The following is an 18,256-nucleotide window of genomic DNA, read 5'->3' as shown; positions in this document are numbered from 1 at the left end:
GAGAGGGAGGAAACGGTACGCAAGCGATCACACCCAGTTGCTTTCAGACTATATTAGTTCTACTTTCCTAGATGTAGGCTGAAGGTCTCACACACTTCCCTTCGTGAGCTGTTATGCTATCGCACGAGCAGATCTGGACCGCCATCGACCGATTGGCCGAGCGCCACGGCTTCTCGGCGTCCGGACTCGCGCGACGCGCCGGCCTCGATGCTACGAGCTTCAACCGATCGAAGCGGGTCGGCCCCGACGGGCGCAAGCGCTGGCCCTCCACGGAATCCATCGCCAAGGTCCTTGTCGCCACGGGCGCGAACCTCGACGATTTTCTGCGCCTCATCGAGGTGCGGACCGGACCGGCCCGCTCGATGATCCCCCTGATCGGCATGACCCAGGCCGGATCCGGACGCCTGTTCACGGACGAGGGCATGCCCACGGGTGGTCCGGGCTGGGAAGAGATCGAGTTTCCCGATCTTGCCGACGATCGCGCCTTCGCCCTCGAGGTGCAGGGGGATTCCATGGCGCCGCTCTACCGGGACGGCGACGTGCTCATCGTCTCGCCTTCGGCCAGCGTCCGCAAGGGCGACCGTGTGGTGGTGCGCCTCGAGGCGGGCGAAGTGCTGGCAAAGGAGCTCAAGCGTCGCACAGCCCGCACCATCGAGCTCGCATCCCTCAACCCCGACCATCCCGACCGGATCATCAGTGTCGGCGAGGTCGCCTGGATCGGCCGGGTGATGTGGGTGCGGCAGTAACGAACCCGGGGACGCTTTGTCCCTCCGCCGGATGGGGTTATGCCTCGGTCTCCCGAGGTTCGAAGCTCCTCGCACGCGCGGACAGGCCATGGCATCGCCCCCACCGGACGATCAGGCGCCGGCCCCTCGGCCGGATACGGGCCCGTACGCCGTCCTCGCGGCCTCCCGCGTGCCCGCCCTCCTCGTCGAGGCGACCCCCGACGGAGACCGGATCGTCTTCGCCAATCCGGCCCTGCTGGCACTGACCGGACAGGGCGCCGAGGCCATCATCGGGCGTCCCCCCCGCCTCCTCCTCGGACCCGACACGGACCGGGCGGCCCATGTCGCCCTCGCGTCGGCCCTGTCCGAGGCCCCGCCCGAGGGGATCGAACTCCTCGCGCAGACCGGGAGCGGGGCGGCGTTCTGGGCGCAGATCCTCGTGGCGCCCGTGCCCGGCACGTCCCAGCGGATCGTGCAGGTGATCGACGTGTCCCGGCGCCGCGACGCCGAGGGCGCTCTCGCCCTGTCGCGCCAGCGCGAGGCCCTGGGTCTTCTCACCAACAGCGTGGCGCACGAATTCAACAACTTCCTCCAGATCCTCATCGGCTACATCGACGGCCTGAAGCGGCGTCTGGGCGACCGCGACGAGCCGTTCATCCAGCGGGCCATCCTGCGCTCGACGGATGCGGCCGAGCGGGCGACGATCCTCACCCGACAGCTCCTCGCCTTCTCGCGTCGGATCGCGCCAGACGTGCGGCCGGTGGACCTCAACGCCCTCGTCACGGCATTCGGCGCGCGGACTGCCGCGAGCCTGCCGGCGCGGATTGCCCTCGACATCCGCACCACGCCCGGCCTCGCCTGCGGCCTGAGCAACCCGCATCAGGTCGACCTCGCCCTCAACCTCATCGTCACCAATGCGTGCGAGGCAATGCCGGGGGAGGGCCGCATCACCATCGCGACTTTCGCGGTGCCGCCGGGCGAGCGCAGCCTGCAGCGGCCGGGGGACGGCGCCGTGGGCATCACGGTCACGGATACGGGGCACGGCATGTCGCCCGAGATGGCGGCGCGGGCGCTCGCCCCCTTCGTCACCAGCCGCGAGGCCGGGCGCGGCACCGGCCTCGCCATCGTCCACGGGCTCGTCAAACGCCAGAACGGCACCGTGACCCTCGACAGCAAACCGGGCGAGGGCACGGTGGTCCGCCTCCTGTTCCCGGCCGTCGCCTGAATTCGCGCGAAAAAACCCTTCGCCGTGACGGACTAAAACCGCGGCTCGCCCGTCACCATATGGTGACTGGCGCTTCCGCCAGACCGTCACCGAACCGCATCAGGGGCGAATTCATGCTCACCATCCCCACGCGCCGCAGGCGCGCGGCCACCATCCTCACGCTCGCCGCCGCCCTGGCGCTGGCGGCGCCCATGGCGGAGGCGCGTCCGGGCGGGAGCAGCGGCGGCATGGGTTCGCGTGGCTCACGCACCTATGCGCCCCCGTCCGCCACCACGACGGCCCCCACCACGGCGGCCCCGATCCAGCGTTCTCAGACCCAGCCGAGCATGGGCAACCCGGGCATGAGCCCGGCGGCGGCCCAGCGCCCGCGCTTCGGCGGCGGCTTCATGGCCGGTCTTCTCGGTGCGGGCCTCCTCGGGGCACTGCTGGGCGGCGGTTTCTTCGGCGGCCTCGGGGGCATCGCCTCGTTCATCGGCTTGCTGCTGCAGGTCGGTCTCGTCGTCCTCCTCGTCGCCTTCGCGGTCCGCTGGTTCCGCCGGCGTCAGGGCGTGCCGGCAGCAGCCGGGCATGCCCGCTCGGAACTGGGCGCGAACGGGATCGGTGGCGATCGCATGGGCGGCAATGGGCTCGGCGCGGGCAATACCGGGATGGGGCGCGGCCCAGCGCCGGTGCAGCCGGTACAGACCCGCCCGGTCCAGATCGGCCCCGGCGATTTCCAGAGCTTCGAGATCGCCCTCAACGGCGTACAAGAGGCCTATGGCCGAGAGGATGTGCAGGCCCTGCGCAACCTCGCGACCCCGGAAATGGCCGGTTACTTCATCGAGGAGCTGCGCGCCAACGAGGCCAAGGGCGTCGTCAACCGCATCTCCGACGTGAAGCTCCTGCAGGGCGATCTCTCGGAAGCCTGGGGCGAGGGCAATGCCGAGTACGCCACCGTGGCCATGCGCTACGCCATCAAGGACGTGACCCTCGACCGCCGCACCAACCAAGTGGTCGAGACCGGTGAGCCGGAAGCCGTGGAACTCTGGACCTTCGTGCGCGAGCGCGGCGGACGCTGGATACTCTCGGCGATCCAGCAAGGTCGGTGACGGCCTGCAATCGTGAGGCAAGAGGCCGCCCGGGCAACCGGGCGGCCTTTTTCTTTGCGCTGAGTGGTCCGCCTAGGACAGGTGACGGCCATCATGTCGCAGTCTTCAATCCTCCGCATAGACCGCGATCAGAACTGCACTGAGGTAAAACCCTGGTGCGAGCGAATCCTAAGCTCATTGGAGGTAGAAGTTCATTTACCAATTTTTGTGGTGACGGGCATGTGATCGCGTACCGTCTTCAGCTTGGAAAGATTTATCGGCGCTTATCAAATGACACAACACGAGGTCTCTCGGTCCACGTCATGCTAAAGGTCTTAGACTGCATCCTGACGCAGCACGACTACAGTCTCGTTGCGCTGTCGGCCAGCATCTGCATCCTAGGTTGTTTTGCCGCAACCACGGCGATAGCGCAGGACGAAGCGTCGACACTTCGCACGGAGGCGACGGCAAATCGCCTGCTGTCAGGGTGGATGTTCGTGTCCGCCACCGTTTTCGGCTGCGGCGTCTGGTCGTTGCATTTCGTCGCCATGCTGGCGTTCCACCCGGCGCTCAACATCGCCTACGATCTCCACGCAACGTATGCGTCAATCGTCGTTTCCGTCATCGGTACGCTTTTGGCCTTCGTCCTGCGGCATCGCCTGCCCAGCACGTCCTCGGCCGCTATCCTGGCCGGGACGATCCTGGGCCTGAGCATTGCCGGGATGCATTATCTCGGCGTCGGTGCCATGCAGGCCTCCAGCCTCGTGTCTTTCGATCCGACCTATGTGGCGTTGTCGATCCTGCTGAGCATCGGCTTCTCGACGATCGCACTGATGCGCGCCCGCACCCTCGCCAGCATGGTGCGGCGCTTCGAAGTGACGACTTGGCTCGCCCTAGCGATCTGCGGACTGCATTTCACGGGAATGACCGCGGTGACTGTGACGCCGATGCAGCCCCTCGAGGGCGCCGCGCTGCTCCTCGGCTCGACCCATCTCGGCCTCGCCGTCGGATCCGTGAGTCTCCTGGTCATCTGCGCCGGTCTCGTCGCGCTGATGTTGCAGCATCATCTGTCGCAGCGCAGCCTGAACGAGATGAACCGGATGCGCCTGCTAAGCGACCTCGCCTACGAGGTGCTGCTCATCCACCGGGACGGTCGGGTTCTGGAGGTCAACAGCGCCGGGACCCGCCTGTTCGGGATGCCGGTCGAGCAGATCATCGGCCGCCCGGTCCTCGAGCTGTTCGCGAAAAGCGATGCTCCCGCCCTGACCCGGCGCGCGGCCTCGCGTCCGGAGGATCTGCACCCGGAAGAGTTCGAGGCACGCACGGCCGCCGGAGTCCTCGTCCCCGTCGAGCTGTCCTGCCGCACCATCGAGTTCGGGGGCAAGCCCGCGACGGCGGTAGCCCTGCGCGATCTCTCGGCCCTGCGGCGCGACGAGGCGCGGATCCGGCACCTCGCCCTGCACGATGCCCTGACCGATCTGCCGAACCGCTACCTGATGGAGCAACGCATCGCCCACGCCCTCGACGCGTCGGCGATGAACGGCGACGGCATCGCGGTGATCTATCTCGACCTTGACCGCTTCAAACCCATCAACGATCTCTACGGCCATGCCGCGGGCGACACTCTTCTGGTCCAGGTCGCCAAGCGCCTGCTCTCGGAGCTGCGCCCGACCGACACCCTAGCCCGGATTGGGGGCGACGAATTCGTCGTTCTCCTGACTCCCGTGGCGAAGCCGGCTTATGTCGCCGAGATCGCGACCCGGTTGGTCGAGAGTCTTGCCCGGCCATTCCGGCTCGAGCCCAACGTCGTCAAGATCGGCGTCTCGGCCGGTATCGCGCTCCACCCGGACGACGGCAGCACGGTGGAGAGCCTGCTGCGCGCGGCCGATACCGCTCTCTATCGGGTCAAGGACGAAGGGCGGGGGGGCCTGCGGTTCTTCGAGCCATCCATGAATGCCCATCTTCACGCACGTCGACAACTCGAACAGGAATTGAGCGGTGCGATCGCACGTGACGAACTGAGACTGTACTATCAGCCCCTCGTGAATGCGAACACCGGCGAGATCGAGAGCTTCGAGGCTCTGATCCGCTGGCAGCATCCCATGCGCGGCCTCGTCTCACCGGCCGAATTCATCCCCCTCGCCGAGCAGACCAACCTCATCGCGTCCATCGGCCAGTGGGTGATCGAGACCGCCTGTGCCGAGGCTGCGAGCTGGCCGAAGCCGTGGCGCGTCTCGGTGAACGTTTCGCCGAGCCAGTTCAGGCAATCGGACGTGCCGGCCATCGCCGCCGCCGCCCTTGCAAGAAACGCCCTCGCTCCCAACCGATTGGTGGTGGAGATCACCGAGAGCGTGTTCATCCAGGACGCCACGAATGCCGTCGACGTGCTCTCGCGTTTGCGCGAGCAGGGCATCCGCCTGGCCCTCGACGATTTCGGATGCGGGTATTCGAGCCTGAGTTACCTGCAGCGGTTCAAGTTCGACAAGCTCAAGATCGACCAGTCGTTCGTGCGCAGGCTCGGACAGAATACCGACGCCCTCACGATCATCGGGGCGATCGTGAATCTCGGTCATAATCTCGGCCTTCAGGTCACCGTCGAGGGCGTCGAGACGGCCGCACAGCTGGCGATCCTGCGGGAACTCGGATGCGATCAGGTGCAGGGCTACCTGTTCGCCAAACCGGCTCCCATCATCCTCGCGTCGGACCTGGAGCAGGCCCGCCTGCGGGCCATGTTCCACGACCCGGTCAAACGGGCCTATGCCTGATCACCGGTCGCTCCGGCACCGAGTGGACGCCCGGGGCTCTAGGATCCCGGCGTCCAAGCCCGCGCCATGGCAACGAAACCCGCCACCGGCACCTCTTCGGCCCGCGCGGTCTCGGGGATACCGGCGGCCTGCAGCAGGCGGCCGGGATCGGGGGTCGCTGCCTTGAGGCTCTGACGTAGCATCTTCCGGCGCTGGCCGAAGGCGGCGCGGGTGATGTGTTCGAGGGCCTCGACGGCGCAGGACAGGGGCTCGGACCGCGGCGTCAGGCGCACCACGCTCGAGGTGACCTTGGGCGGCGGCACGAAGGCCGAGGGCGCGACGTCGAACAGGATGTCGGCCTGTGTCCGCCAGCCGCACAGGACGCCGAGGCGCCCGTAATTGGCCCGGTCGGCTTCGTCCGCCACGATGCGCTCGGCGACCTCGCGCTGAAACATCAGGGTCAGCGAATCCCACCACGGCGGCCAGACCGGGGCTGTGAGCCAGCCCGTCAGTAGCGGCGTCCCGATGTTGTAGGGCAGGTTGGCGACGATCCGCACGGGGCCGGAGCCAACGAGGGGGGCGGGGTCGAACCGGAGCGCGTCGGCATCCACGACGTCGAGGCGTCCGGGATAGTGGGCGGCGATCTCGGCCAGCGCCGGCAGGGCGCGGGGATCGCGCTCGACGGCGACGACCCGCGCGGCACCGGCGCTCAGGAGCGCGCGGGTGAGACCGCCCGGTCCTGGGCCGATCTCCACGACGGTGACGCCGTCCAGGGGCCCGGCCGAACGGGCGATGCGGCCCGTGAGATTGAGATCGAACAGGAAGTTCTGACCCAGGGCCTTCTTGGGCTCCAGGCCGTGACGGCGCACGACGTCGCGCAGGGGCGGCAGGCCGTCGTCGGCGCGATGGTCGATGTCGCTCATGCGGTGGGGCTCCGGCCGGTCTTGCCGGCCGAGGTCTTGCCGGCGGACAGGCGGGCCGCGAGCCGCAGGGCCGCCATCAGGCTGTCGGGGCGCGCGATACCCTTGCCGGCGATGTCGAAGGCGGTGCCGTGGTCCGGCGAGGTCCGGACGAACGGCAGGCCCAGGGTCACGTTCACCCCGTCGTCGAACGCGATGGTCTTGATGGGGATCAGGGCTTGATCGTGGGTCGGCGTGAGGGCGACGTCGTAGGTGGCCCGCGCACGTGGGTGGAACAGGGTGTCGGCCGGCAGCGGCCCGCGAATGTCGATGCCCTCGGCCTGAAGCTGCGCCACCGCCGGCTCCAGCACATCGCGGTCCTCATGGCCCATGGTGGCGTTCTCGCCCGCATGCGGATTGAGGCCGGAGAGGACGAGGCGGGGATGGTCGACGCCGAACCGGCGGCGCAGGTCGTGCGCGACGATCCGGGCGGTGGCAACGACAAGATCCAGCGTAAGCAGTTCGGGCACCCGGCGCAGGGCCACGTGAATGGTGACCGGCACCACCGCCAGGGTCTCGCTCCACAGCATCATCACGGGCAGCGGTGGCGCCTCGCCGGGCTCGACGCTGAGGGCGGCGAGGAATTCCGTATGGCCGGGATGGGCGAAGCCGACCTGCGTCAGGACGTATTTGGCGATGGGGTTGGTCACGAGGGCGGCGGCCGTTCCGGCCCGCACCAGGGATACCCCCGTGGTGATGGATTCGAGCGTCGCCCCGGCATTGGCGGAATCAGGTCGTCCGGCCACAGCGCCGATGCGCATGCCGCTCGGAAGGGGCATCACCGGCAGGGCCCGGGGAAACACCTCCGTCGCGTAATCCGGCCCGACCTCGGCGACGGGGATCGAGAAGCCGAGTTCGCTCGCGCGCCGTTCGACGAAATCCGGATCGCCGATGAGGAAGAACGGTGGCAGGCCCGGCCCGACATCGCGTTCTCGCCACGCCATCAGGGCGATTTCGGGCCCGATCCCGGCGGGATCACCGAGGGTGAGGGCGATCGGTTTATGATCGGTCACGCGGCAGGCCGTCCTTCCTCTGTCACCCCGCCCGCGTCGCAGGTCGCGGGCAGGATGGCAAGGCGCACCGGCCCGGTGGACGGCATCACCGAACGGTGGCGATCCCGTCCGAGGTCGTCACGGTCCCGAGGTTCTGACGCAGATCGGCCTCGCCCAGGGTCTTCAGCTCGACGCGCAGGAGCACCGTGCGGTTGCGCTCCGCCGTGCCCAACGCCGTGGCGATGGGCGACACGATGTAGTTCAGCGACACGGTGGTGCACTCGTCCTGATAACCCGCCCCGAGGCTGATGCCCGAGAGATACGCCTTGCCGGGGTTCACGTAGACCGGCGCCGTGCCGACGGGATTGGCGAGATAAGCGGTGTAGGCGTCGGCGAAGTTGTCGCGCACGTCGAGATAGTGGCTGAGATCGACCAGCGCGGAACCGGTAACGAACCAGTTCGGCGTGATGTGGTAGGTGGCCGAAGCGGTAACGCCCTCGCGGCGATGAACGAAGCCCAGGGCCGGCTGCGCGTTGTAGTAGGAATAGAAGACCGACAGGTCCAAGGGCAGGAACGGAGCGAAGCGCGCCGTAACGCCAGTCTCGAACCGGTTGACGGCGAAATCACGCTGGTCGAACCGCGCCCGCGAGATGAAGCTGATGTTCTGGTTCGGCGAGAGCTGGAAACGTCCGACGAAGTCGGAGCGGCGGTTCTCGAGGCCCGAATCGAGGCCGACATTGGCGATGTCGCCGCGCCGGAACGAGTTGACGCCCGCGATCTGGATCGACTCGCCGAACAGCACGTTCGCGTACCAGCCGGCGGGGGTCACGACGGAGTACTGACCGCCGAGATTGGTCCGCACGCCGCCCTCGACCCGGTCGTAACCGGAGAACTTGTCCCATTCGAACAGGGAGGTGTCGTCGAACACCAGACTCTGGGCATCCTCATTGGGCAGGCGGCCGATGCGGGTCTCGCTCGGGCGGGCGATCACTTGGGCGATGGGCTCCAGGGTGTGGACACCGAGGGCGCCGAAATTCGCGACGAACGGATAACGGTAGTCGAGGCCGATGGCCGGCATCACCCGGCCGGACAGGTCGGAATCCTGGGTGGTGAGGTTCTGGACCAGGGCGTTCTGGTAGCCGGTTTTGCGCGGATCGACGAAGAACGCATCCGTGCGCAGGTAGGCGAACGGCGTCAGCACCTGGCCGGCATCGTCGATGAAGGTGCGGCGCCAGGAGACCTGGGCCGAGGCGCGGGTATTGGCGCCCGCGAGTCCTCGGATGAGGCAGGTGCTGCGGGTGAAGGTGAGGCAGGTCTCGTAGAGCGGGTAGCTGATGCCGTTGGCGCTCGGGCTCAGGAGGTAGGCGCCCGTGCGCGGCACGCCCTGGAAATCCGTGGCTTCGCGGGTCAGGCTGGTGATGTTGGCCTCGAACCGGACTTCGCCGCCCAGCGGCGCCGGCCCGTTGATGCGCTTGTCGTAATCGATGACCGGCAGGACGATGGGCTGTTCCTTCTGCCAGTCGAAGCTCGACAGGCCCTTGAAGTAGTAGCCCCGCGCCTCGAACCACGAGCGGTCGCCCTGTCCGATCAGGTACGCGGTCGAAACCGCCTCACGGAAATAATCCGTGGTGATGCTCTGATTGCGGATGCGGTAGTTGTCGAGGAACCACTTGTCGGTGACGCCGACGAGGTCCCAGCCCGTACGCCAGCGGTCATTGATGTGGAACTGCCCCTTCGACTCGACGGCGCCGCGGAAATCGCGGTCTCCGGCTCCGAGGGGGCCGGGCAGGAACGCGCTCGGCGTCGTCTGGAAGATGCCCGACAGGCGCAGGTTGTAGAACCCGGTGTCGAGGCGCTGGCGGAACTCGGCTTGGCCCAAGACGCCCTGGTTGCTGAGAAAAGCCGGCGACAGGGTGAGGTCGTAGTCGGGCGCGAGATTGAAGAAGTACGGCGTGGAGACGCCGGTGCCCAGCGCCGTCGAAGTGATGAAGCGCGGCGTGAGGAAGCCGGATTTCCGCTTCACGCTCGGATCGGCCGTTTCGAAATACGGCATGTAGGCGAGCGGGATACCGGCGATCTCGAGGGTCGATTCCTCGAACGCGATGGTGTGCGTCTCGTTGTTGTGGATGATCTTGGTGGCGCGGATCTGCCAGAGCGGCGGCGTCTCCGGATTGTTCTTGCACGGCTCGCAGGCCGTGTAGGTGCCGTACTCGAAGCTCGTGCGGTCGCCCTCGATGCGCTCGGCGCGGGGTGCCGAGAACCGCGTACGGACGGGCTGGCCCTTCACCTCGATGGTCTGCTGGATGCGCAGGGCGTCGATGAAGCCGTTCTTGAAGTCGTCCGTCAGCTCCATCTTGGCCCCGGTCAGGACCGCGCCGGTCTCGTCGGTGAGGCGGACATTGCCCTCGGCGAAGACCCGGCTGGTGTTGCGGTCGTAGAGGACGCGGTCGGCCTGAAGGGTGCGCGGGCCGTAATGGAGTTCGGCGTTGCCGCGCGCCGTGACGGTGTTCCGGTCGTTGTCGTAGATGAGCTCGGCCGCCTCCACGAGGAGGCGCTCGGCGGGCTTGTCCGACGCGGGTTTGCCCTTGGCGTCCGTGTTCTTGGCGTCCGCTGGCGCAGCCGGGCGCGCTTCGGCCGCCGTGGAACCGGCGGCCGGAAGCAGCGCCAGCAAGCTGGCGGCGAACGCGATGTCGGCGACCTTACGCAACGCCAGTCCCAACTCCTGCCACGGTCCCGTTCCGTTTCCCGATCCGAAGACCGACATCAGCCGTCCTCCTGATAGAGAAGCGTGAGCGTACCGAGAAGACTTCCTACCACAGCCGGGAACCACGCCGCCACCGCCGGCGTGACGATCCCCGACGCTCCCAACCCCTCGAGGAGCTGCCGCGCGACATAGAGCGCGAACCCTGCGGCCACGCCGCCGAGCACGAGCTTTCCCACGCCACCAAAGCGGAAGAACCTTAAGGAAACGCTGGCCGCGACGAGCACCATGGCGACGAAGAGAACCGGTCGCGCCATCAGCACATCATACTGGAGTCGGTAACGCGTCGCATCCAATCCAGCCCGCTCGTTGCGTGCGATCGTCTCGGGCAGTTGCCAGAAAGGCACAGATTCCGGTGGGGTGAAGCGCTGGCGTACCTGTCCGGGGTCGAGGGTCGAGGCGATGAGATATGTGGAAAACGCCTCGGGCGGCGCGTCGGGGGTGAGCAGGCGGGCCTCCTGCAGCTCCCAGTAGCCGTCGTGGAGGATCGCCCGGGCGGCGTCGATCTCCGACACGAAGAGGCCCGCCTCGTCGAACGTGTAGGCCGAGACGCCCGCGAGCGTCGTGGTGCCCTCGACGGCGGTCTCGGCGCGCAGGATCGCCTGTCCGTCGAGGCTGCGCTGGCGGATCCAGATGTCCTTGCCAGACCCCGCCTTGGTGGATTTGGCGAAGATCTTCGCCTCGATCTCCGTGGAGCGCTGCTTCAAGAGGGCCGAGACCGGATTGTAGACCCCCACCGTAAAGGCCCCGATGGCAAGCGCCACGAACAGGCCGGGCTGGAGGAACTGCCAGGCGGAGATGCCGGCGGCCCGCGCCACCACGAGTTCGAGCTTGCGCGAGAGCTGGAGCAGGGAAGCCATGGACCCGAACAGGATCGCGAAGGGCAGTACGCCCTCGGCCACGGCCGGGGTCCGGAACAGGGCGAGCTGGGCCATCAGACCCGTGGACGCGCCCTCCGCGTCGCCGGCGCGGCGCAGCAGCTCGACGAAATCGAGGGTGTAGACGAGGGTGAAGACCGTGAGGAACACGCCCAGGATCGTGCGCAGGAAGCGCGCCGCGAAGTAGCGCCCGAGGGTGAGGCCGATGAGGGCGCTCACGGGTCAGGCCCGACTCAGGCGCGGGCGGCTCAGGAGTCCGGCAAAGCTGCGCGCCGCCCGCGCGCTCCATGTCCGCACCGCCGGCCCGTAGAAAATGAGGACGCTCGACCACGCGATGGCGACGAGCGGCACGGCATAGATCGCCACAACCGCGCCCTGGCTGCGGGTGGCCGCGGAGGTGGCGGCGAAGCCCGCGATCCGCAGCACCACCACGGCCACCACGGCGCCCGCGACCGCCGCGCCCCGGCCCTGGCGGGTGGTGCGCGGATCGCCGAGCGCCGCAAAGGCGATGAAGGTCAAAGCCAGGGGATAGAGCCAAGACGACAGGCGGTCGTGGAGTTCGGACCGGAAGCGGCCCTTCTGGAGCTGGTAGTAGTTCTCCGACCGGTCGGGGAAGAACAGCTGCGTCGTCGAGCGCTCGCGCGGCTTGTAGGTCACTTCCCCGTCCGGAGGGGTGAAGGCGGCGAGATCGACGGTGTAGCGCTCGAAGGTGATGATCGAGGAATCCCGCGAATCCTTCTGCTGGCGGTGCACGCTGCCCTTTTCCAGGGCGAGGTAGCTCTGGCCGCCGTAATCCACGGCCTGGCCGCGCTCGGCGAGGTAGACCACGCTTTTGCCCGGCTCGCGCTTGTCCTGAATGAAGATCCCCAGCAGCGTGCCGCCGGGGCCGCGCTCGCGGAAATGGAAGGTGATGCCGCTGTCGAGCTGCGTGAACTGGCCCTCCTTGACCACGTTGGCGATGAAGTCGCCCCGCACGCGGGTGAGCACGTCGCGCAGTTCCTGGAACGAGGAGGGCATCACCTGGATGGTCAGGAACGCCACGGCGAAGCTCACGGCGAGGCCGAGGGTGAGGAAGGGTCGCAGGATGCGGCGCGGCTTCATCCCCGCCGCCGACATGACGATGAGTTCGGAATCGCCGTTGAGCTTGTTCAGGGCGTAGACCACCGCGATGAACAGGGCCACCGGCGCAATCACGGTGATCAGGGTGGGGAGGGACAGACCGGTGATGAGGAAGAAGATCACCAGGGTCTGGCCCTTGGCGGTGATGAGGTCGAGTTCCCGCAGGGCCTGCGTCACCCAGATCGTTCCGGTGAGGCCGACGAGGCAGGAGAGAAAGGCTCCGAACGCGATTCGGAAGATGTAGCGTTCGATCTGCGTCATCGATTCTCGCGGTCGTCGATCCGCCCGGGCACCGGCACGGCGACGGGCCGATGTAGCGCGGGGGCGCGGGGTGCGTCGAGCCTCGGCATGTTACGCAGCGCACGGGGTGGGACGGTGCCGCGCTCGCGTTGCGTTCCGCCGCTCAACGGGTACACAGGAAATCGACGCGGTGCCGCCCCTCGCGACGGGCCGTGACGCACCATGAACGACCTTGCCACGAACGACCTTGGGAAGCTGCAGGTATGGCGGACGATATCACGATCGCATTCGGCCCTCTCGCACCAGTGGGCCGGGGTGACCTCGTTGTCTTCGTCGGAGACGACCTGACCCTCGCCCCCGAAGTCGCCCAGGCGATCGGGCGCGGGGCCGCCGATCTCCTGGCGCGGGCGGCGGCGAGCGAGCGCTTCAAGGGCAAGTCCCTGTCGGCACTCTCCCTGCCGGCCCCGGCGGGTCTCGATGTCGACCGGCTCGTGGTCGTCGGCCTCGGCTCCGAGAAGGACCGGGCCAAGATCGACTGGCCGGTGCTCGGCGGCTTCACGGCCAGCAAGGTCACGGGCCGCACCGCGAGCGTCGCCCTGATCCTGCCGGGCGTCTCCGTGTCGGGCGGGAATGCCGCCGACTTCGCCCTTGGCGCGCGCCTGCGGCACTACAGCTTCGACCGTTACAAGACGAAGAAGAAGCCCGAGGGCGAGGAGGCCCGCGGCACCGCCCTGACCCTGATGGTGGCCGACCCCGCCGCCGCCGAGGCCGCGGCACCGGCGACGGAGGCCGTCGCCGAGGGCGTGATCGTCGCGCGCGAACTCGTCAACGAGCCGCCGAACGTCCTCTTCCCCGAGGAATTCGCCCGCCGGGCCGAGGCCCTGACGAAGCTCGGCGTCGAGGTCGAGGTGCTCGGTCCCGCCAAGCTCGCCGCCCTCGGCATGGGCGCGCTCCTGGCCGTGGCCCGCGGCTCCGTGAAGGAGCCCCGCGTCGTGGTCATGCGCTGGAACGGCGGCACGCCGGGCGAGGCGCCCATCGCCTTCATCGGCAAGGGCGTCTGCTTCGATTCCGGCGGCATTTCCATCAAGGGCGCGGCCGGCATGGAGGACATGAAGGGCGACATGGGGGGGGCGGCCTGCGTCGTCGGCACCCTGCATGCCCTGGCCTCCCGCAAGGCGAAGGTGAACGTCGTCGGCGCCATCGGCATCGTCGAGAACATGCCCGACGGCGACGCGTATCGCCCCGGCGACATCGTCACCTCCATGTCGGGCCAGACCATCGAGATCATCAACACCGACGCCGAGGGCCGCCTCGTCCTCGCCGACGTGATCTGGCACGTCCAGGGCGCCTACAAGCCGAAGTTCATGGTCGACCTCGCGACCCTCACGGGCGCGATCATCGTCGCTTTGGGCCAGGACGTGGCCGGCCTGTTCTCCAGCGACGACGACCTCGCCGCCAAGCTCACCGCCGCCGGCGAGGCCACGGGCGAGGCCGTGTGGCGGATGCCGTTGATCCCGGCCTACGACAAGGCCATCGACTCGAAGTTCGCCGACATGAAGAACACCGGCGGGCGCCACGGAGGTGCCGCCACCGCCGCTTCGTTCATCAAGCGCTACACCAACGACGTGCCGTGGGCCCATCTCGACATCGCGGGGGTGGCCATGTCGTCCTCCTCCTCGGAGATCAACCGGAGCTGGGGTGCCGGCTGGGGCGTGCGCCTCCTCGACCGCCTCGTGCGCGACAACTACGAAGCGTGATCCGGGTCCCTGCTGCCGTCCGGGCCCTCGGCCCGGCGGCGGTCGCGATCCTGGCCGTTGCCCTGGCCTGGCTCACGGGCTTCAGCCAGCGCACGGTCCTGCCGGGCGTGGTCGAGGCTTGGTTCTACGGGTTCTTCCTCGACCGCTACCCGCTGTTCGCCGCCGCCATCGTGTACGGCCTCGCGCGAATCCTCCTCGGATCGGCGCGGCCCGGACACGTCGGCCTCGTGCGGCGCGGTCTCGGTGGCGCTCTCGCCGTCATGCTGCTGGCGGCCGCCTGCCTGTATCCCACCTTCGGGGGACTGGTCCTGCGGGCGGGCTTCGCCACGGGCGGCATGGCGTTTCTGACCGGGCAGAGCATGCCGGTGGCCTACGCCCTCGGCTCGGCCGCCGCCGCCGTCGTCTTCGGCCTTGCCCTCGGCCTCGGCGGCCTCTTCACCCCGGGTCTCGCCCGCAGCCGCGCCGGATGGGGCCGGCGCCTCCGCGCGGGCGCGGGCCGGATGCTCGCGCGGACCCTCGCCCTCTGGTTCGCCGTCGCGGTGCTCGGCCTCGCGACGGTCGCGGGTTTCGGGGCCTGGCCCCGCCGCCCCCTCACGGGTGAGGAAGCGGGCCTCGCCGCCGGCCTCGTTCTCCTCGCCTTCCTGCCCCATGCCGGCCTCGACTGGCTCGACAGCCGGGCACGGGCTCGGACACCATGGGGTACGACGGGTTGATCCCAGAGGATGAATCCGGGAAGATGGTTCAGATGTGAACGAAAGCGGCGCCAAGTCGCTGCGTCACATCACAGGGAGGTTCCAATGGGTCAAGTCCGCGGCGCCGAGCGCCCGTGGCTGTCCGCCTATCCGCCGGGCATCCCGGCCGAGATCGATCCGGCGGCCCTCGGCACCCTCGTCGACCTGTTCGAGGATACGCTGCGGCGCCATCCGGAGCGACCGGCGCTGCAGTGTTTCGGCTCCCGCATCACCTATGCGGCGCTCGGCGACTCGGCCCGGGCCGTGGCGGCGTGGCTCGCCGCGCAGGGGTTCGGCCGGGGAGACCGCATCGCCCTCATGATGCCGAACGTGCCGGCCTATCCGGCGGCGATCCTCGGGGTGTTGCTCGCCGGCTGCACCGTCGTCAACGTCAACCCGCTCTACACCCCGCGCGAACTGACGGCGCAGCTGGTGGATTCCGGAGCGCGGGCACTGTTCGTCCTCGAGAACTTCGCCCGGACCGTCGAGGTGTCGCTGGCCGATGTCGCGTTGGAGCGCATCGTCGTCGTCGGCCCGGGCGACGGTCTGGGCCTGAAAGGCATGGCCATCGGCTGGGCCAGCCGCCGTGTGAAGAAGGCCGTGCCGGCCTACACCCTGCCGGCGGACCGGACGGTTCGCTTCGAGCAGGTCCGACGTCTCGGCCGGACCCTGCCGCGCCCCACCGTCACCATCGCGCCCAATGATCTCGCCTTCCTGCAATATACCGGCGGCACCACGGGGGTCGCCAAGGCGGCGATGCTGACCCACCGCAACATCGTGGCCAACGTCGTGCAGTGCCAGAGCTGGTTCTGCATCGACGGGGAAGACGGCCACGCGCGCGTGATGATCACCGCGCTGCCGCTCTATCATATCTTCGCCCTGACCTGCTGCTTCTTCCTGTTCGTGAGGCTCGGCGGCTGCTGCCTGCTGATCCCGAACCCGCGCGACTGTGACGGCTTCATCAAGACCCTCCGCGCCAACCGCTTCACGCATCTGTCCGGGGTCAACACCCTGTTCAATATGCTGGTGAACCATCCCGGCATCGGCGGCGTCGATTTCGGCCACGTCGATTTCATCATCGCGGGCGGCATGGCGGTTCAGGCACCCGTGGCGGCGAAGTGGAAGGCGGTGACCGGCACCACCATCGTCGAGGGCTACGGCCTGTCCGAGACGTCGCCCGTGGTCTGCGTGAATCCGCCGGGGCTCGCCGAATGGTCCGGCACCATCGGCTTTCCCCTGCCGTCGACGGAGGTGGCCATCCGCCTCGCGGACGGGCGGGAGGCGGAGCCCGGCGAGGCGGGCGAACTGTGCGTGCGCGGCCCCCAGGTGATGGCCGGCTACTGGCAGCGGCCGGCTGAGACCGCCCGGGCGACGACGGCGGACGGTTATTTCCGCACGGGCGACGTCGCCGTGTTCGAGCCCGACGGACAGGTGCGCATCGTCGACCGGATGAAGGACATGATCCTCGTCTCCGGGTTCAACGTCTACCCGAACGAGATCGAGGAGGTGCTGGCCGGTCATCCCGGCGTCCTCGAATGCGCCGTGGTGGGCGCGCGCCACGACGAGACCGGCGAGATGGTGGTGGCCCATGTGGTGCGGCGGTCGGACGAGACCACGCCCGATATCCTGCGGGCCTTCGCCAAGACCCAGCTCACCGGCTACAAGGTACCCCGCCGGGTGGTGTTCCACGAGGCCCTGCCGAAGACCAATGTCGGCAAGGTCTTGCGCCGGGCCCTGCGCGACGATCCGCCCGCGTCGTGATCTCCACCGGACTGTAACCAAGCGGTGCTTCACTCCGTATGTACGGCACGGGCCGGACCCGAATGCGCCCCCGCGCGCACCGGACGGCCTTGGCGGAGGAACCCGACATGCACATCAAGCGCCCGCGCGGCTGGGAAATCCCGGAGCACCTCGCAACCCCCGAAAGCGTCTTCCTGAACCGGCGTGCCCTGCTCGGCGCCGGGGCCGGCCTTACGGCCGCCTCGCTCCTCGGGCCGAGAGCCGCCCGCGCGGCCGCCGGAACGGGCCTCTACCCCGCCCCGCGCAACGAGGCCTATACCCTCGACCGCGCCGTGACGCCGGAGAAGTACAGCGGCGACTACAACAACTTCTACGAATTCGGCATGTCCAAGACCGTCCTGCCGGCGGCCAATGCCCTGAAGACCGACCCCTGGACCATCGCTATCGACGGCCTCGTCGAGAAGCCGTTCCAGATCGGTTTCGAGGATCTCGTGCGCAAGGTCAGTCTCGAGGAGCGCCTCTACCGGCACCGTTGCGTCGAGGCCTGGTCCATGGCCGTGCCGTGGACGGGCTTTCCCCTGTCGAAGCTCGTGGCCCTGGCCAAGCCCGCCTCGGGGGCGAAGTACATCCGGATGGAGACGTTCAACGATCCCGCGATGGCACCGGGCCAGCGCTCGTTCCTGTATCCGTGGCCCTACGTCGAGGGCCTCACCATGGCGGAGGCGGCCAACGACCTCGCCTTCGTGGTCACGGGTATCTACGGCAAGCCCCTGCCGAAGCAGTTCGGCGCGCCGATCCGCCTCGCCGTGCCGTGGAAGTACGGCTTCAAGTCCGTCAAATCCATCGTGAAGATCTCGTTCGTAGCCGAGCGTCCCAAGACCTTCTGGGAGGGCCTGCAATCGGCCGAATACGGCTTCTGGGCCAACGTGAACCCCGCCGTGTCGCATCCCCGCTGGAGCCAGGCGACGGAGCGGGTGCTCGGCACCGACCAGCGCGTGCCGACGCTGATCTACAACGGCTACGGCGAGCAGGTGGCCGGGCTCTACAAGGGCTTGGAGAAGGAGCGGCTGTTCGTCTGATCCGGCCCGCCGGGCGCGGCGCTCGTGCGAGCGCCGCCTGATTCCTTCGGAATGGCGGAGTTCGGCTTCGCTCAAGCGCCGCGCGGACTTGGTTTGACCCCCAATACAGTCGCCGCTTGATCACTTCGGATCGAGCGGGCGCGACGGGTCCCCTCTCCTTCCAGGAGAGGGGACCCGTGAGTCACCACATCACCAAACTGATGAGGCATAAACCGTATCAGTAGGTCCAGCGCTGCGCC

The 18,256-nt window shown here is 68.3% G+C and carries 13 protein-coding genes; 8 read left to right on the top strand and 5 right to left on the bottom strand.

The annotated features are described in order from the left end of the window. The first annotated feature begins 113 nt into the window (after positions 1 to 113). The 4 genes from MFF01_RS16450 (at position 114) to MFF01_RS16435 (ending at position 5,782) form a co-directional block, all read left to right on the top strand. Positions 114 to 746, top strand: a complete 633-nt coding sequence (locus MFF01_RS16450; RefSeq protein WP_238227102.1) for a S24 family peptidase — start codon at positions 114 to 116, stop codon at positions 744 to 746. An 88-nt stretch (positions 747 to 834) separates the two neighbouring features. Then, positions 835 to 1,950: an ATP-binding protein gene (locus MFF01_RS16445; RefSeq protein ID WP_238227100.1), complete on the top strand. Its 1,116-nt coding sequence runs from the start codon at positions 835 to 837 to the stop codon at positions 1,948 to 1,950. A 113-nt stretch (positions 1,951 to 2,063) separates the two neighbouring features. Next, on the top strand, positions 2,064 to 3,038 hold the full coding sequence (locus tag MFF01_RS16440) for a TIM44-like domain-containing protein (protein ID WP_238227099.1): 975 nt from the start codon (positions 2,064 to 2,066) through the stop codon (positions 3,036 to 3,038). A 302-nt stretch (positions 3,039 to 3,340) separates the two neighbouring features. Then, positions 3,341 to 5,782, top strand: a complete 2,442-nt coding sequence (locus MFF01_RS16435; protein WP_373319789.1) for an EAL domain-containing protein — start codon at positions 3,341 to 3,343, stop codon at positions 5,780 to 5,782. 38 nt (positions 5,783 to 5,820) lie between these two features. Here MFF01_RS16435 and rsmA read toward each other — a convergent pair whose 3' ends face one another. The 5 genes from rsmA to lptF all read right to left on the bottom strand — a co-directional run bounded on the left by rsmA (position 5,821) and on the right by lptF (position 12,731). After that, a complete protein-coding gene (rsmA, locus tag MFF01_RS16430; protein WP_238227097.1) occupies positions 5,821 to 6,684 on the bottom strand; it encodes a 16S rRNA (adenine(1518)-N(6)/adenine(1519)-N(6))-dimethyltransferase RsmA in 864 nt (287 codons plus the stop codon). Then, entirely contained in the window at positions 6,681 to 7,733 is a 1,053-nt protein-coding gene (gene pdxA / locus MFF01_RS16425; protein ID WP_238227096.1) for a 4-hydroxythreonine-4-phosphate dehydrogenase PdxA, read from the bottom strand. The genes rsmA and pdxA overlap by 4 nt, the downstream gene beginning before the upstream one ends. A gap of 85 nt (positions 7,734 to 7,818) precedes the next feature. Continuing rightward, entirely contained in the window at positions 7,819 to 10,476 is a 2,658-nt protein-coding gene (locus MFF01_RS16420) for an LPS-assembly protein LptD (RefSeq protein WP_238227095.1), read from the bottom strand. Beyond that, positions 10,476 to 11,570 (bottom strand): LPS export ABC transporter permease LptG, encoded by a 1,095-nt coding sequence (gene lptG / locus MFF01_RS16415; RefSeq protein ID WP_238227094.1) that lies wholly within the window; start codon positions 11,568 to 11,570, stop codon positions 10,476 to 10,478. The genes MFF01_RS16420 and lptG overlap by 1 nt, the downstream gene beginning before the upstream one ends. A 3-nt stretch (positions 11,571 to 11,573) precedes the next feature. Next, positions 11,574 to 12,731, bottom strand: a complete 1,158-nt coding sequence (gene lptF / locus MFF01_RS16410) for an LPS export ABC transporter permease LptF (protein WP_238227092.1) — start codon at positions 12,729 to 12,731, stop codon at positions 11,574 to 11,576. 242 nt (positions 12,732 to 12,973) lie between these two features. On the opposite strand from lptF, the gene MFF01_RS16405 reads away from it, so the two are divergent. From MFF01_RS16405 to msrP, 4 genes are all read left to right on the top strand, one after another. Continuing rightward, complete coding sequence (locus tag MFF01_RS16405) at positions 12,974 to 14,467, top strand: leucyl aminopeptidase (RefSeq protein WP_238227090.1); 1,494 nt, start codon at positions 12,974 to 12,976, stop codon at positions 14,465 to 14,467. After that, on the top strand, positions 14,464 to 15,180 hold the full coding sequence (locus MFF01_RS16400) for a hypothetical protein (RefSeq protein WP_238227088.1): 717 nt from the start codon (positions 14,464 to 14,466) through the stop codon (positions 15,178 to 15,180). Before MFF01_RS16405 ends, MFF01_RS16400 begins: the two co-directional genes overlap by 4 nt. Before the next feature lie 84 nt (positions 15,181 to 15,264). Beyond that, entirely contained in the window at positions 15,265 to 16,959 is a 1,695-nt protein-coding gene (locus MFF01_RS16395; RefSeq protein WP_238227085.1) for an AMP-binding protein, read from the top strand. Positions 16,960 to 17,066: 107 nt separating this feature from the next. Continuing rightward, entirely contained in the window at positions 17,067 to 18,017 is a 951-nt protein-coding gene (msrP, locus tag MFF01_RS16390) for a protein-methionine-sulfoxide reductase catalytic subunit MsrP (RefSeq protein WP_238227083.1), read from the top strand. The last annotated feature ends 239 nt before the right edge of the window (positions 18,018 to 18,256 follow it).

The sequence above is a fragment of the Methylobacterium adhaesivum genome (genome assembly GCF_022179065.1).
Taxonomy (GTDB): domain Bacteria; phylum Pseudomonadota; class Alphaproteobacteria; order Rhizobiales; family Beijerinckiaceae; genus Methylobacterium; species Methylobacterium adhaesivum.
Note: the sequence above shows the minus strand (reverse complement) of the source record. Positions and strands in the feature narration are given on the sequence as shown.

Excerpts from the sequence above, each read along its gene's own strand:
- MFF01_RS16450 (WP_238227102.1), top strand. The coding sequence starts at position 114 with ATGCTATCGCACGAGCAGATCTGGACCGCCATCGACCGATTGGCCGAG.
- MFF01_RS16445 (WP_238227100.1), top strand. The coding sequence starts at position 835 with ATGGCATCGCCCCCACCGGACGATCAGGCGCCGGCCCCTCGGCCGGAT.
- MFF01_RS16440 (WP_238227099.1), top strand. The coding sequence starts at position 2,064 with ATGCTCACCATCCCCACGCGCCGCAGGCGCGCGGCCACCATCCTCACG.
- MFF01_RS16435 (WP_373319789.1), top strand. The coding sequence starts at position 3,341 with ATGCTAAAGGTCTTAGACTGCATCCTGACGCAGCACGACTACAGTCTC.
- rsmA (WP_238227097.1), bottom strand. The coding sequence starts at position 6,684 with ATGAGCGACATCGACCATCGCGCCGACGACGGCCTGCCGCCCCTGCGC.
- MFF01_RS16420 (WP_238227095.1), bottom strand. The coding sequence starts at position 10,476 with ATGTCGGTCTTCGGATCGGGAAACGGAACGGGACCGTGGCAGGAGTTG.
- lptF (WP_238227092.1), bottom strand. The coding sequence starts at position 12,731 with ATGACGCAGATCGAACGCTACATCTTCCGAATCGCGTTCGGAGCCTTT.
- MFF01_RS16405 (WP_238227090.1), top strand. The coding sequence starts at position 12,974 with ATGGCGGACGATATCACGATCGCATTCGGCCCTCTCGCACCAGTGGGC.
- MFF01_RS16395 (WP_238227085.1), top strand. The coding sequence starts at position 15,265 with ATGGGTCAAGTCCGCGGCGCCGAGCGCCCGTGGCTGTCCGCCTATCCG.
- msrP (WP_238227083.1), top strand. The coding sequence starts at position 17,067 with ATGCACATCAAGCGCCCGCGCGGCTGGGAAATCCCGGAGCACCTCGCA.